The organism is Rhizobium sp. NLR16a (assembly GCF_017948245.1).
In the GTDB taxonomy this organism is placed as follows: Bacteria; Pseudomonadota; Alphaproteobacteria; order Rhizobiales; family Rhizobiaceae; genus Rhizobium.
The window spans coordinates 199,932-214,450 of record NZ_CP072866.1 but is presented as its reverse complement, the minus strand read 5'-3'; the positions used below and the strand labels follow the sequence as shown (position 1 = coordinate 214,450).

General features: G+C 60.9%; 12 protein-coding genes. 5 read left to right on the top strand and 7 right to left on the bottom strand.

Annotated features, from left to right (window positions below; translation table 11 throughout):
- Positions 1 to 2,175, bottom strand: coding sequence for a TonB-dependent siderophore receptor (locus J7U39_RS20735; RefSeq protein ID WP_210632124.1), 2,175 nt, complete (start codon positions 2,173 to 2,175; stop codon positions 1 to 3).
- Positions 2,176 to 2,558: 383 nt separating this feature from the next.
- Between J7U39_RS20735 and J7U39_RS20730 the strand changes: the two genes are divergently transcribed.
- Complete coding sequence (locus J7U39_RS20730) at positions 2,559 to 3,233, top strand: L,D-transpeptidase (RefSeq protein WP_210632123.1); 675 nt, start codon at positions 2,559 to 2,561, stop codon at positions 3,231 to 3,233.
- Positions 3,234 to 3,247: 14 nt separating this feature from the next.
- Positions 3,248 to 3,784: an OmpA family protein gene (locus J7U39_RS20725; RefSeq protein WP_210632122.1), complete on the top strand. Its 537-nt coding sequence runs from the start codon at positions 3,248 to 3,250 to the stop codon at positions 3,782 to 3,784.
- A gap of 285 nt (positions 3,785 to 4,069) precedes the next feature.
- Here the strand turns inward: J7U39_RS20725 and J7U39_RS20720 are convergent, their stop codons facing one another.
- Together J7U39_RS20720 and J7U39_RS20715 are read right to left on the bottom strand one after the other, a co-directional pair.
- Positions 4,070 to 4,540 carry an Hsp20 family protein gene (locus J7U39_RS20720; protein ID WP_210632121.1) on the bottom strand — a complete coding sequence of 157 codons (471 nt, stop codon included), beginning with the start codon at positions 4,538 to 4,540 and terminating at the stop codon, positions 4,070 to 4,072.
- Between the two features lie 234 nt (positions 4,541 to 4,774).
- Complete coding sequence (locus tag J7U39_RS20715; protein ID WP_210632120.1) at positions 4,775 to 7,240, bottom strand: beta-glucosidase; 2,466 nt, start codon at positions 7,238 to 7,240, stop codon at positions 4,775 to 4,777.
- 171 nt (positions 7,241 to 7,411) lie between these two features.
- Here J7U39_RS20715 and J7U39_RS20710 point away from each other — a divergent pair, with 171 nt between their 5' ends.
- Positions 7,412 to 8,041, top strand: coding sequence for a TetR family transcriptional regulator (locus J7U39_RS20710; protein ID WP_210632119.1), 630 nt, complete (start codon positions 7,412 to 7,414; stop codon positions 8,039 to 8,041).
- On the opposite strand, the gene J7U39_RS20705 is transcribed toward J7U39_RS20710, so the two are convergent.
- Positions 8,038 to 8,883, bottom strand: a complete 846-nt coding sequence (locus tag J7U39_RS20705) for an alpha/beta fold hydrolase (RefSeq protein ID WP_210632118.1) — start codon at positions 8,881 to 8,883, stop codon at positions 8,038 to 8,040. The two genes, J7U39_RS20710 and J7U39_RS20705, sit on opposite strands and share 4 nt — an antisense overlap.
- Positions 8,884 to 9,014: 131 nt before the next feature.
- Here J7U39_RS20705 and J7U39_RS20700 point away from each other — a divergent pair, with 131 nt between their 5' ends.
- Positions 9,015 to 9,938, top strand: a complete 924-nt coding sequence (locus J7U39_RS20700; RefSeq protein WP_210632117.1) for a LysR family transcriptional regulator — start codon at positions 9,015 to 9,017, stop codon at positions 9,936 to 9,938.
- 65 nt (positions 9,939 to 10,003) lie between these two features.
- Here the strand turns inward: J7U39_RS20700 and J7U39_RS20695 are convergent, their stop codons facing one another.
- From J7U39_RS20695 to J7U39_RS20685, 3 genes are all read right to left on the bottom strand, one after another.
- The gene (locus J7U39_RS20695) at positions 10,004 to 10,888 is read right to left on the bottom strand and encodes a DUF6030 family protein (RefSeq protein WP_210632116.1); all 885 of its coding nucleotides are present in this window, start codon (positions 10,886 to 10,888) and stop codon (positions 10,004 to 10,006) included.
- A 350-nt stretch (positions 10,889 to 11,238) separates the two neighbouring features.
- Positions 11,239 to 11,961 (bottom strand): response regulator transcription factor, encoded by a 723-nt coding sequence (locus tag J7U39_RS20690; protein ID WP_210632115.1) that lies wholly within the window; start codon positions 11,959 to 11,961, stop codon positions 11,239 to 11,241.
- A gap of 13 nt (positions 11,962 to 11,974) precedes the next feature.
- Positions 11,975 to 13,213, bottom strand: a complete 1,239-nt coding sequence (locus J7U39_RS20685) for a sensor histidine kinase (protein WP_210632114.1) — start codon at positions 13,211 to 13,213, stop codon at positions 11,975 to 11,977.
- 280 nt (positions 13,214 to 13,493) lie between these two features.
- Between J7U39_RS20685 and J7U39_RS20680 the strand changes: the two genes are divergently transcribed.
- The gene (locus J7U39_RS20680; RefSeq protein WP_210632113.1) at positions 13,494 to 14,510 is read left to right on the top strand and encodes an ABC transporter substrate-binding protein; all 1,017 of its coding nucleotides are present in this window, start codon (positions 13,494 to 13,496) and stop codon (positions 14,508 to 14,510) included.
- Positions 14,511 to 14,519 lie beyond the last annotated feature (9 nt).

Sequence of the window (14,519 nt, the reverse complement as noted above, 5' to 3'; positions counted from 1 at the left end):
CTACCACCGATACTTCAGGGTGCCGGTCATGTTGCGACCCTGGCCGAGGTAGCAGAAGCCCTCGTTGCAGACGGTGTCGCGCTCGTCGGCGATGTTGCGGATGGCAAAGGCCGCCGTCAGGCCTTCGTATTTCTTGTCGGCCGCGCCGAAATCATAAGCGGCGGAGGCGTCGATGTAGAAGCTCGCAGGATTCTTCGACGTATTGGCCGTATCCGTCCAATTTTCGCTGACGTAACGGACACCCGCGCCGACTGACAGACCATGGAATGGATTGGTTTCCTGGAATGTATAGTTGGCCCAGAGGCTTGCCACATGCGAGGGCGTCAGGGCAGGCGTATTGCCCTCGTTTTCACCGCCTCCCGTCACTTCCGACTGGTTGTAAGTGTAGGCCGCAATGAGATCCCAGCCGTCGGCTACCGCCGCGCGGGCTTCGAGTTCGATGCCTTTTCCGGTTACTTCACCGATCGAGCCATAGGCAAACATCACCGGATCCACCAGCACCGGCTTGTTCTTTTCGACAATATGATAGGCAACGGCCGACAAGAGGATATCGGAGCCGGGCGGCTGGTACTTCACACCGAGCTCGTACTGTTCACCCTCTGTCGGCGCCAGTATCTTGCCTGAGGTCGACCGGTTGGTCACCGGATCGAATGAGGTTGCATAGGAGACGAAGGGAGCAATGCCGTTGTCGAACAGATAGAGTGCACCGGCTTGCCAGGAGAAGGCGCTCTTGTCGACCTCCTCCGAGCTGATCGAAGGCAGGGTCGCATCGCGCGTCTGGTTCACCCATGTTTGCCGGCCGCCGAGATTGAAGCGCCAGTTTCCAGCCTCGATCTGGTCCAGGGCATAAATGCCGACCTGCCGCATGTCGGCCTTGGACGCTAAGATACTATAGTCCGGCGTATCGCCTGAGACTCCATAGGTCGGGTTGGCGATATCGAAGTCGAATGCCGGATCGGCTGCTCCAGCGCCATAGCCAAAGCTCGATTTGAGATTGGTATAGTCCAGCCCGAACAGCATCGTGTGAGCTAGCGGGCCGGTATCGAACTTCGCCTCGAGCTGATTGTCGAGCTGGAAAACGTTCATCTCGTCCCGGATCGCATTCGTGCCACGATGTGCAACGGTCCCTGTCCAACCGGTAACACCGAGGTAGCGAGCCCTGAGATCGAGATGCGAATAACGCAGGTTCTGCCGGAAGGTCAGGCCATTGTCGAATTCATGCTCAAATTGATAGCCGATCTGCTGCTGCTTGACCTTCTGGTAGTCGTAGTCGGGGTCGCTCGCCCTGAGTTCATGAATCTTACCGTCCAGGGTCGTGATCGCGCCGACGTTGGAGTCGGTCTCGTCGGATTGCACAAGGCCGTAAACCGTGAAGGTCGTGCCCTCGTCGGGCTTCCAGGTAAAGGACGGCGCCAGGAAATAGCGGTCGTCGGCAATATCGAAATTGGTATCGCCACGCCGGGCGAGGCCGACGATGCGATAGAGGAAATCGTCGTTGCCTTCGCTGATCGGCCCGCCGAAATCGAACATCCCTTGCACCCGGTCCTTGGTGCCGTAGGTAATACCGACTTCGCGGATCGGCTCCTCGGTCGGAAGCTTCGAGATCTTGTTGACGAGACCGCCCGGTGATCCAGCACCATAGAGAACGGAAACCGGCCCCTTGATCACCTCGACGCGCTGCAGTTGATAGGGATCGGTTCGGAACATGCCGTAATTGATATAGGGCTGGCGCAGGCTGTCACGAAAGTCTCCGACCGTCGTGACGTTGAAGCCGCGAATGTAGATCTGGTCGAAACGCGGATCGAAGCCATTCGGTCCGGTCGTCACGCCGGCCGTATAACGCACCGCCTCGATGATCGACTGGGCGCCGCGCTGCTCGATTTCCTTCTCGGTGGTGACCGAGATCGAACGCGGCGTCTCGACGAGCGGCGTGCTGATCTTGGTCGCACCCGCGCTGTTCTTGGCGGTGACGGATGTTCGGTCGGTCTTGCTATCAGAGGCTGCACCCTGGATGACGATGGGCTCCAGTGTCGTCGCGGTGTCCCCTGCGGAGGTGCTCTGAGCGGAAGCCGGCGATGCTGCAATGCCGATCAGGACGACCGCAGTCGTCGCAAAAAGGCTCTCTCTGTAAATTCGCGATACATTATTAGAAACGTTCAAAAAAACACGCGCCATTACCTGGTCCCTACGTCACGGATGCGGGCGGAACCTATGAAGCGAAGTGGAGCTTGTCAACATAAGATGAGTTTTTTTATCACCTTTTATTCGATGATCTGTCCGTGACTGTCATTCGCGAAGAGGTTGCACGTAGCATCGTCACTGGAACGCTCGAAGGGCACACCTGCGATGCGGGCTCCGGCCGCTCCTCCTGTCCGTTCCCGAACCCGTACCCAGACTGCATAACCTTATCCCAGCCGGAGTAACGACCGAAGCAATACAGCTTCAGAAGACCCCCAATTCCCTACCGTTCTTGATAGGAAGAGAAGTTTCCTATTGAGGCAAACAAAAAATCTGGTTTACTGCACTTCGCTTGTTGGCTTTCAGGGGGAGTTTAGCCGATGGTGTGGACCCGCAGGAGTATTATGCTCGGTGGATTGGCGTTGCTGGGGACCGGCGCCGCCAGCAAACCGGCAGCCGCCGCGGCAGCTTCTTATTTCGGCGGCGCAGCCGTCGACAACGGCGTGACATTTCGCAGCACCAATTTCGCAAAAATCGACAAGCGCTGGCATCGCCAGGTCGTCAAATATTTCAGCAGCGAGCCGATCGGCACCGTTGTCGTCGATACAAGGCACCATTTTCTCTACCTGATCATGGAGAACAAGACCGCCATCCGTTATGGCGTCGGGGTCGGCCGCGAAGGCTTCAAATGGTTTGGCCGCGCCACCATCGACGCCAAATCGCTCTGGCCGCGCTGGACGCCGCCGCCGGAGATGCGCAAGCGCCATCCCGAACTGCCGGAATTCGTCTCGGGTGGCTCACCGAAGAACCCGCTTGGGCCCCGCGCCATGTATCTGCATCGCGACGGCGTCGACACCGGCTATCGGTTCCACGGCACGCTGGAGCCATGGAGCATCGGCAAGGACGCCTCCAGCGGCTGTATCCGCATGTTCAACGAAGACGCCATCGATCTTTATCAGCGCTGCCCCATTGGCACCGCTGTACAGGTTCTGCCGCATATTGCCGACCAGGCTGAGGGCGCCACCCAGGTTAGCGAAACAACTCCGGTCGAATGAGGAATATCACCCCTATGTCTGCGATGATCGGATACACCAAGCGCCTCGCTGGCGCAGCCATGCTCTTGGCGCTCGCCGCCTGCTCCACCACCGAGGTCGCCTCCCTGGAAGAACCGGCGGCGGCGCCGATGACCGGGCAGACCAACGACCCCGCCCCCGGCTTCGAGAATGTCGCGCAGGGCAGCGAGGAGGATTTCATTCTTAGTGTCGGCCGACGGATCTACTTCAAGCAGGACTCCGCCGCGCTCGATGCCGTCGCCATGGCCACCCTGGATAATCAGGCGGCCTGGCTCAACAAGAACCCGACCTGGCTGCTCAAGCTTCAGGGATTCGCCGACGATTCCGGTTCCGCCTCCAAAATGCAGACGCTCTCGCAGAAGCGTGCCGATGCGGCGATGGCCTATCTGACCTCGAAGGGTGTGGACCCCAAGCGCATGTGGGCCAAGGGCTACGGCAACGACCGCGAAGTCCGCGACTGCACAGAGCGCTCCTGCAAGGTGCAGAACCGGCGCGTGGTCACCAATCTGCGCACTCAGCCTGATGCGGTCTGATTGCGCCCACAGGAGGGACCGAACAAAGGCAGGCTTGGTCCGCAAGGGGTTGCGGCAAGAGAATTCGAGGGGATCATTCGTGCACAAGGGCCGGCCCCACGGCGCCGGCCCCAGTTGATGTGAATCCCTGTTCAGGATCGCGCTTCAGAAACCGCGTCCGCGCTGCGGAGCTTGCCTAACGACTTCGAAAACAGAGCCTTAGCCGCATTTTTCGCGCTGCTTCCGCGACGTTTCCTGATCTCCACGATAAACGGCTTTATCCGGGACTTCATGGAGAGGCTCTCCTTAAGCCACCTGACGCTCGGCTTCGATCTGAAGAGGCGCCTGCTGAAAGGAGCCGTCTCCGATGGCGATCTTGCGCGGTTTCATGGCTTCGGGCACTTCACGCTTCAGCGCAATCGAGAGAATACCATTCGTCAGCGAGGCATTCTCGACCCTGACGTGATCGGCGAGCTCGAAGCGGCGTTCAAATGCGCGCCCGGCGATGCCGCGATGGAGATATTCGCCGTCCTTGCCGTCGGCTTTTTGCCCCTTCACGAGAAGGACGTTCCGCTCCTGGGTGATGTCGAGGTCGCCTTCGGCGAAGCCGGCCACTGCCATCTGAATGCGATAGTCGTCTTCGCCCGTCTTGACGATGTCATAGGGCGGCCAGGCCTCGATTGCCTGCAGGCGCTGCGCATTGTTCAGGAGATTGAAGACACGGTCGAAGCCGATGCTGGACCGGTAAAGGGGGGCGAAATCAAGTTCGTTTCTCATAGCCATATCCTCCGTAAAGCAACATGGGTTGGAGACGCGTTGGAAACCTGCGTCTCCGCTCTGATCATCGGCCCGCTTTTGCGCTGCCGACGACGATGATCTGGTTTCGCACGATTTTCGATTCAAGAGGAGAATCTAAAAATTTTCAGTCTGCTTTATCCGGTAATCCGGAGCACCTCTTGACACTGTTTTCATTCAACTCAACGATAGGCGCCTGGCCGTTCGATATCGGAATCATGAGGTCGAAGGCGGCAGCACGTAGCCGGCTGGCGACGGCAGGTCGATCACGGATCTTGCGTCCGCGGCATTCGCCGCCAGGACCAGCTGATAATCACCCGGTTCGGCTCGGAAGGCGCCGGCCTCGATATCGAAATAGGCCAGATCGCGTGGCACGATTTTCATGACGGCTGTGCCTGTTTCGCCGGGTTGCAGCGAGAGCTTTGCGAAGGCGCGCAGTTCCTTGTCCGGACGTTCCACTTTGGCTAACGGTGAGCGTACGTAGAGCTGGACCAGTTCCGAACCTGGCCGGTCGCCTGTATTGGTGACGTCAATGCTGACGGTTATGCCGTCCGGTCCCATTTCACGCACCGAAAGCCGCGGCTCGCCCCAGCGGAAACTCGTATAGCCGAGGCCGAAGCCGAAGGGGAAGAGCGGTTCGACCGCGCTGATATCGTGATGGCGGTAGCCGACGAAGACGCCTTCGGCATAGTGCACATGCCCGTCCTTGCCGGGATAGACGGCAGGATCGCCCGTGATGGCGGAATTGTCGGTCAGCGCCTTGGGGAAGGTCTGCGGCAGGCGGCCGCCCGGCTCGGCATCGCCGAACAGAATGTCGGCGACGGCATTGCCGAGTTCCTGGCCGGGATACCACATCTGCAGCACGGCGCGGACCTTGCCGAGCCAGGGCATCTCGATGGGACCGCCGGTCTGGAGCACGACGACGGTATTGGCGTTGGCGGCAGCGACCTTCTCGATCAGTTCCTCCTGCCGGCCAGGCAGCCGCATGTCGGGCAGATCAAGTCCTTCCGTGTCCCACTCGCCGTCGCGGCCGACGAAGAGCAGCGCCACGTCGGCATTACGGGCGGTTTCGACGGCGGCCTCGATATCGGCCTCGCCGAGCGGCTTTTCGACGCCGAAACGGACGGCGATGAGGTTGATCCCCTCCTCGCTCGCCGTGGACGGCTCGTATTCGACGGTGATTTCGTACAGCCGGCCCGCTTCCAGGCTCACCCCACCGCGCTGCTCGTCATTGGCGGTGCCGAAATAATTCTCGCCGCGCGTCCAGCCCCCATGGCCATCGACCGTGAGCTCACCATCGACGAAGAGCCGCGCCAGCCCGGCATTGGTCATGCCGAAGACATGTTCGCCGCTCTCCTCCGGCGCGTATTGCATCACCATCCGGGCCGAGAAATCGGCGGGATCGAGTTCGCCCGACGGCAGCTCGAACCAGAAGAACTCGCCCTTGTCGACGGTCTCGACATGAAGGGGATTGCCCTTGCAGCCGCGCCCCCTGAAATATTCGACGGTGATCTTCCCTTTGAACACGTCGATCAGCCGGTTGTGGCGGCAGCCGACCGCATGGCTGATGCTGTTGGCGTTGGAAAGGGCGGCGCGAATGCCTTCGAGCGGGCTCACCGTATAATGCGCTGCGATCTGCGCGCTGCCGCCGCCCATGACACGGGCGGTGGCCGCATTCGGCCCAATGACGGCGATCCGGTCGAGCGAGGTCTTGGCAAGCGGCAGCATGCCGTCATTCTTGAGGAGTACCGCGCCTTCGGCACCGAGACGCCGGATCAGCGCCCGATCCTCGGGCAGGTCGATCGCCCGCTCCGTAAGATCGGGTTTGCTCTTAAATGCGCCGACCCGCTCGAGCAGCAGCAACATGCGCCGTGCTGCCGCACGCACCGTCGCCGATTCCACCTTGCCCTCACGCACGGCCGCAACCAATTTCTCGCCGCGGTCGCGCGCCGGACCCGGCATTTCGAGATCGAGGCCAGCATTGATCGTCTCAGCCGTCGAATGTGAGCCGAACCAGTCGGACATGACGATGCCGTCGAAGCCCCATTCCTCGCGCAACACCTTGGTCAGCAGCCAATGATGCTCACTCGTATAAGTGCCGTTAAGGCGGTTATAGGAGGACATGACAGCCATGACGCCGGCGCGGCGCACCGCCTGCTCGAAGGGCGGGAGATAGATTTCGCGCAGCGTCCGCTCGTCGATATCGGACGACATAGTCTGCCGCTCGATCTCGGATTCGTTGCCGGCGAAGTGTTTTATGGTCGCCGCGATCCCCTCGCCCTGCACGCCCTCGATATAGGCGACGGCGAGTTCCGATGTCAGCATCGGATCTTCGGAATAACATTCGAAATTGCGGCCGTTGAGGCCGGAGCGATGGATATTCACCGTCGGCGCGAGCACCACGGCTGCTCCCTTGCTCTTGGCCTGGCGCGCAAGGGCAATGCCCATCTGCTTGACGAGATCGGGATTCCAACTGGCGCCGAGCGCGATTGCGACGGGAAAGCAGGTCGCCTTGACACCGGCGACCAGCGAACCCGCGCCGCGGGCGCCGTTCGGCCCATCCGTCACCTTGATCTTCGGCACGCCGAGCCGCTCGACGGGAACGGTCGTCCAGAAATCGGCGCCTGACAGCAAAGAGACCTGCTCTTCGAGCGTCATCCTGTCGAGAATGGAATCGATCATGCAAACCTCCCCAAAAGACCGCGAGCATCGCGCCTATTAAACCTACCGATTACTCGGTATTTTTAAGATGTCAATCCGACGGGCGTGATGTAAGGAGTGAGCAGAGAAGATATCGGCCGAATGATTGCGGATCGGCGCATCACCGTTAAAAGAGTGTGACGGGGGAAAACGATGGCGGAACAGAAGGCGGGACCGGAGGAAAAGCGACGGCGCCGTTCCCGCAAGGGAGAAGAGCGCCGCGCAGAGATCCTGGCGGCGGCGATGCGGCGCTTTGCCGAAGACGGCTATCAGAATGCCGCGATCGGCGATATCGCCCAGGATGTCGGCCTGTCGCTGCCCGGTCTCTTGCACCATTTTCCGACCAAGGTCGATCTGCTGCTCGCCATCCTCGCCAAGCGCGATCTCGATAGCGCCGATTTCATCGGACATTATCGCTCCGATCTCCGCGGCTTGCTGAAAGGCATGGTCGAAATCTTCCGCCGCAATGCCGGAATGATCGAGGTCATCAGAGCCTTCGCCATCCTGAATGCCGAGAGCTTGATGAAGGACCACCCCGCCAAGGCGTGGTTTCTCGCCCGCGCCACGGAGATGCAGAAGGATATTGCCGCGACTTTCCAGCGGGCGATCGCCGATGGTTTGATCGACAAGAGAGTCGACAGCAGAGCGATGGCCGCCGAGCTGATCGCCGTGATGGACGGCCTGCAGATGCTCTGGCTGCGTGATCCCGATCGCTTCGATATGGTCGGCGGCCTGGAAGCTTATGTCGGTCGCTTGCTGGCGAGCCTCGGCCTCGAGGGCTAGACACTCTCTTCGTCGAAGCGCGTGAGCCAGATCATGATGCGATTGACGGATTCGTGATATCTTTGCCCGACCAACAAGCCCGTATGCGTCGTGCCCCAGAGACCGAGAAACTCGCCGCCGATATGCCGGGCCATCGCCTGCCCTCGCCGATCGGCGGCGGCGTCGTTGACAGCTGAGATGACCAGGCTGGGGCAGGTGATCTTGCCGCCGTCGATGGAAATCCCCTCGGCTCCGCAATGAAAGGAAAAAGCGCCGAAGGCTCTGGCGGATTCCATGGACAGGTACTTCCGCTGGAAGGCGATATCGTCGGGCGTTTCGTCGGGGCTGGATTGCTCTTCACGCACCGGCGCGGGAATAACGACGCCAGGTATCTCAGGCGCAAGATCCTGGTAGGGCACCTCGTCATGCACCTGCCTCGAGATGCTGGAATCGATCAGCACCAGTCCGGCGATCTCCACGCTTTCCGCCAGTTTCTGACTGAGGATTCCACCCATGCTGAAACCGATCACAACAGGAGCGACGGCACATTCCCCAGCGATTGCGGAAATTGCCTCAAGAATGTCTTCCAGATAGTTCTCGAATTCGACCTTCGTCAAATCCACCGACCGGCTTTTGTAGTGGCCTCGCAGATTGATGCAGTAGGAGGTCCATCCCGCGGTTATGAAGTGCGGAATATATTTGCTCCACATCCAGCTGCCGGTGTAAGCGCCGTGGACAAAAAGGAGAGGCGGTCGACCGGCCTCATCCGAGCGATTGTTCCCAGGAAAGATTTCCAGGAACAGGTCGTTCTCTCCGATATATCTCGCAGTGTGCTCCGGCAATTCTTTCGTGTAGTCCCGCATGCCATCCACTCCTTGACTCGGCAGCCCCATCCGTTCCGGCTGCCGAACAAAGGATATTTGTTATGCAATGTTGATCAATCGCCGTAAGTGGACTTAGATAAAGGACAAAATGTCTCCAATCGGATCTTGCCGTGGATAGTCTCGCGAGCCTCTTCGCCTTCGTTCATGCGGCCGAACAGCAGAGTTATGTCGGAGCTGCGCGCGTTGCCGGCGTTTCGCCGTCCGCGATCGGCAAGGCCGTGGCGCGCCTGGAAAACCGGCTCCATGTGCGGCTCTTCAACCGCACGACGCGCAGCATCAGCCTGACCGAGGAAGGGGCTGTCCTCTACGAGCGCTCTAAGCGCATCATCGACGATATACAGGACGCGGAGGCAACCGTCCTGCAAAGCCGGGAACGCCCAAGGGGGCGCCTGCGCGTCAGCGTCCCGCATATCGTCGGACACCATCTGCTGATGCCGATGCTGCCGGCCTTTGCCGAGCGCTTCCCGGAGATCGAACTGGATGTGGATTTCGAAGACAGGGTCATCGACATGGTCACGGAAGGTCTGGATGTGGTGGTGCGCAGCGGCGAACTTGCCGATGCGCGGCTGATCGCCCGCCATCTCGGCGAGCAGCACTTCGTGGTGTGCGGCAGTTCCGAGTATTTGGAGCGCCATGGACGGCCTGAGACGCCGGGCGATCTCTTCAAGCACGCCTGCATTCACTTCAAATATCCCTCCAGTGGCCGCCTGGCACCCTGGGCGTTCAGCGCACCATACGAGCGGCTGCTTCTGCCAAAAAGCCTGACATTCAACAATACAGATGCAGGGCTGCGGGCAGCACAGGATGGTTTGGGCCTCGCGCATCTGCCCGTCTATGTCGCCGAGGCAGCCATGCGGGCGGGAACCCTGAGCCCCGTCCTCACTTCCTTCATGGTGCCCTTCGGTTCGCTCTCGCTCGTCTGGCCGTCGAACCGCCAGCTATCGCGCAAGGTCCGCGCTTTCGTGGACTTCGTGGTCGAGACCTGCGCCGCCCGGCCCGGCGCTTTTCGGCCGGCAGGCAGCCTGTCGCGCTGATCCGTTGCCGCGCATACCCGAGGCGGGTCCACTTTCCCTATTCACAACACTGGGGGCTTTGGTGCTCAGCCGCAGTTCCGGCTTGGTCTTGGATCGGAACCGGCACTTGCTCCGCCAGTGAGTGCCATTGGCCGATCTGAACGCGCCGATCCGGTCGATGCGGATGACGTTTGCGGGACGCGCGGATCCGTCGTGGCCAGCCAGCGGTCTGCCGAAAAATACGCCCTGGTCCTTGCCTGCGAGCCCGGAGCCGCCTTGAGACCAAGAGCAAAATTAAAAATGTTTTTGCTGCCGGCTTCGAGCGTGAAGCTGAGATAAGAGCCAAATCGCTCGGTCTCTACCTGGCGAAGGCTTCGGATCGACGCAAGCGCATCTTCAAAATCGCGCCAGCACGCCTGCTTCACAATGATCTCGAAAATGCGCAGCACATCAGGGGCGAGGCGCCCCTCAGCGTCAATCGCCGGCCCGACGATCTTGGCGCGGATCTCAACAATATCACCCGCTTCATCTCCACGAACCCTGAGGAAGGTAGAGCTGAGCGGCCGCACCTCGTCCCGTTCGTAGATGCGCTGAAAATAACATTCATAATCGCGATTGCGCATCGATGCGGCTTTCCATTCGCTCACCTCGATGCCGGCCTCTCGAAGAGCGCCACAAATATTCGCGCCTGAGACCAGCCACATCCGCAGAAACTGACTTGCCAAATCGAGCTTTGGAAGCTCCATCAGATGCCGCGAAATGGGCATCGGCGGAAGAGCAGAAGGAGCCGACGCATGGGAGTCGGCAGCTACGGGTGATGGTCGGGCTGCCTTATCGAGGCCTGCATACTCAAAGTGCTGAACCGGGCCTGCGGAGTGGCGGATTTCACGGTAAAGAACAGCGGTGCCTGCAAGAAGTAAAATGGATATTGAAAGCGCCGACCAAAAAAGCCAGCGGCGGCGGCTCCGCAATGGGAACTTCCACTGCCGGGGTGGGCTGCCACGAGGAGGAGGGACTGCTGAGAACACTTTATCCACGGCGTCACCTCGCACACTTGCGACCAGCGGCGTTGGCCGGCGAACGGCCAATCAGCCGCTGCGCCACGTCCTTCCAAGGCGAGCAACGATGTCAAAGCGGGCGCCGTCGACTCACCTCGACCCCGCGATTCTGATATCGAGTATATTAGGCGTCAAGCAAGAACCCTGGCTATGCGCTCACCACCGATCCGAGGCTTTTTCAGTTGGCGACAGACGAGCGCGGGCCGAGCCGGAATGGGAGACTGCAACGCCTCGCTACTGCCGCATTCACGCCGCGTCGGAGACTACTTTCCGTCGAGCCATTCCTGCAGCTCCGCCTCAGCCCGTTCCAGAGCGCTGTAGTTCAGAAGTTTACGCAATAAAGCAATCGTGACAGCGCGGGCGCGGAGATTGAAGCGGCCGTCCTCGTGGTCGTCGCCAGCCGTCTGATAGACGTCGAGCTTGTCGTAGAGCTGCTGCAGGCGGTTCTGCACGCTGCGCAGCGACAGGCTCCGGCGTTTGGCGATGGCCCGGTCGGTTAGACCGAGGGCTATGTCGACGAGGATCTCGTATTCGGAATCGGTGAAGCCGTTGGTCTGGCCGAGGCTCTTCTGCTGTAGGCCACGCACCTCGCGGTCGATGACACACTGGCTCTCGATGAAGATCGAGCGCAACGCAAGCTTCAACCGCTCGTCAGAGGCGGATTTCAGCACATAACCATAGGCGGCGCCATCCGGCACAATGCGCGAGACGCCGCGCACATAAGCCTCATCCGAATAATTCGACCAGAACAGGATACGGGTCTCCGGTCGCTCCTTCCAGATCGTCCGCGCCGCCTCGATGCCGTTGCGGCTCGCCATCTGCAGATCCATGACGATATGCGCCGATTTGTGGTCGCGGGCGAGCTTCTCGCCGACGGTTCCGTTCTCCGCCTCGATCACCGTGTCGCATTCCGGCAGGGCGGCGTTGACAGCCTCGTGCAGGTAGGACCGGTGCAGCGGGTCGTCCTCGACGATCAGAACCTTCATCGTGTCTTTCTCCTCAGTCTGGCTCGCCCGCCGGGCCGTTCGGCGCCAGCGGCAGCACGACGCGCACCGCGGTCCCGCGATGATTATGGCCGGGGCCGATCGTGAAGCGCGCCGAGATCAGCCGCGCGCGTGTCTTCATATTGTCGATGCCGCCGCCGATCCGTCCCCGCGTCTTGGCAAGCCCGGTCCCGTCGTCGGAGATTTCGATCAAAAGCTGTTCGTCGTCTGCTTCGAGCCGCACCATGATCGCCAGCGGCGCGGCATGGCGCACCGCATTATTGATCGCCTCCTGCGCTATGCGGAACAAGGCGACGCTGACGGTCGGTTCCAGCCTTTCCAGCGCCCCGTTCGTCTCGTCGGTAAGGCCGCATTCGATGCCCGATCCGGTGTCGCGGATCGATCGGTCGAGATGATGCTCGATCGCCTGGGCGAGGCCGAACAGCTGGAGCACGGAAGGTTTTGCCTGTTCGATGATCTGCCGCAGATCCTGCATGCAATGCTGCAAGGACCGAGAGACGGGCTCGAGCGCCTCCGGGGTCACCTCGCCGTTGCGCGACAGCCGATCGATCCGGCGAGCAAGTCGCGTCAGGTCGGCGAGCGTCTGATCGTGAAGGTCCATGCCGATCCGCTGACGTTCCTGCTCCAGCGCTTCGGTCAGCTTCAGCGCGCCCTGACGCAGCCCCTCCTCGCGAGCGCGCGCCTCCGCCTCGACGATCGCCGAGCGTTGCGCCTGCTCGGCTGCCTGCAGCGCGAAGAAATAGGGTGTCAGAAGGTCGGCGATGATGCGGGCGCGCTCGACGTCCTCCATCGTATAGACGCCCGCCCTGTGAGAAGAGCAGGAAAGTGCTGCGATGATCGTACCTTGCACCTTCATCGGAACATGCAGCCGGCTCCTCAGCGATTGCTCGACGATCGGCCGCTTGAAGGCGCCCTCGAAATGGAAGCGCGGGTCTTTCATGGCATCGTCCGAAAGCAGAAAATCGACCTCACCCCGCAGCAGCGAGCGGATGGGGCTGTTGACCACTGGCGCGCCGGCGATCTCGCCCCAGGCGGTCTCGATGCCCGTCTCATAGGCCGTGTGATAGTTGCCGCCCTCGAGCAGCACGCAGACGTCGAGATGATCGTGCGGAATGATGTGAGCGACTTCAGCCGCGACCGAACGGATCGCCGAACGGAAGTCGAGCTGGCCCGCGAGCAACCGGGAAATGCCGAGATAATGGTCGAACAGGGCTGCCGGTGCGAGATGCAGCATTGTCAGTTCCTCCCCGTCACGACAGGCTCCTCAACCCGCCGCAATCATTTCCCAGTAAGCGCCCGCAAATGGGCCGCCGTCTTGCATAAACCCGCAGCTTGTTGCGCAAAACCCGCAAACGAGTTGCCGCCTTGCCCCTGTACAGGCCGGCTGATCTCCCGCATCCTGCCCTTACTGAGAGGAGGAAGCTCAGTGCAAGAACAATTTTCACTCGGAGCCCGCTTGAGCCGGCAGGAGTGAAGCGATCCCGCCGACCGGCGCGATCATGAGGGAGGAAGACATGACAATCCGTAAGATGCTTCTGGCATCGGCCGCCATTGCTTGCGCCGCCATGCCCGTTTCCGCCTTTGCCGACACGTCGGCCAAGAAGATCGCCCTTTCTAATAACTATGCCGGAAACTCCTGGCGCCAGGCCATGCTGACGAGCTGGGGCAAGGTGACGGGCGAAGCCGTAAAGGCTGGCGTGGTCGCCGCAGCCGATCCTTTTACCACCGCCGAGAACCAGGCGACGGAGCAGGCGGCGCAGATCCAGAACATGATCCTGCAGGGCTATGATGCGATCGTGCTGAACGCCGCCTCGCCGACAGCGCTGAACGGCGCAGTGAAGGAAGCCTGTGACGCCGGGATTACCGTCGTCTCCTTCGACGGCATCGTGACCGAACCCTGCGCTTGGCGCATCGCCGTCAACTTCAAGGAAATGGGCCGCAGCGAGGTGGAGTATCTGTCGAAGAAACTTCCCCAGGGCGGCAATCTGCTCGAGATCCGCGGCCTTGCCGGCGTCTTCGTTGACGACGAGATTTCGGCCGGGATCCACGAAGGCGTCAAGCAGTACCCGCAGTTCAAGGTCGTCGGCTCGGTTCACGGCGACTGGGCGCAGGACGTGGCGCAGAAGGCCGTTGCCGGCATCCTACCGAGCCTTCCCGATATCGTCGGCGTGGTGACGCAGGGCGGCGACGGTTATGGCGCCGCGCAGGCGATTGCCGCGACCGACCGGAAGATGCCGATCATCATCATGGGCAACCGCGAAGACGAGCTGAAGTGGTGGAAGGAACAGAAGGACGCCAAGGGCTACGAGACGATGTCCGTATCCATCGCGCCCGGCGTCTCCACGCTGGCCTTCTGGGTCGCCCAGCAGATACTCGACGGCAAGCAGGTCAAGAAGGATCTCGTCGTGCCTTTCTTGCGCATCGACCAGGACAATCTGGAGGCCAACCTCGCCAATACCCAGGCTGGCGGCGTCGCCAACGTCGAATACACGCAGGCTGATGCAATCAAGGTCATCGAGTCGGCAAAATAACTCTCCCGA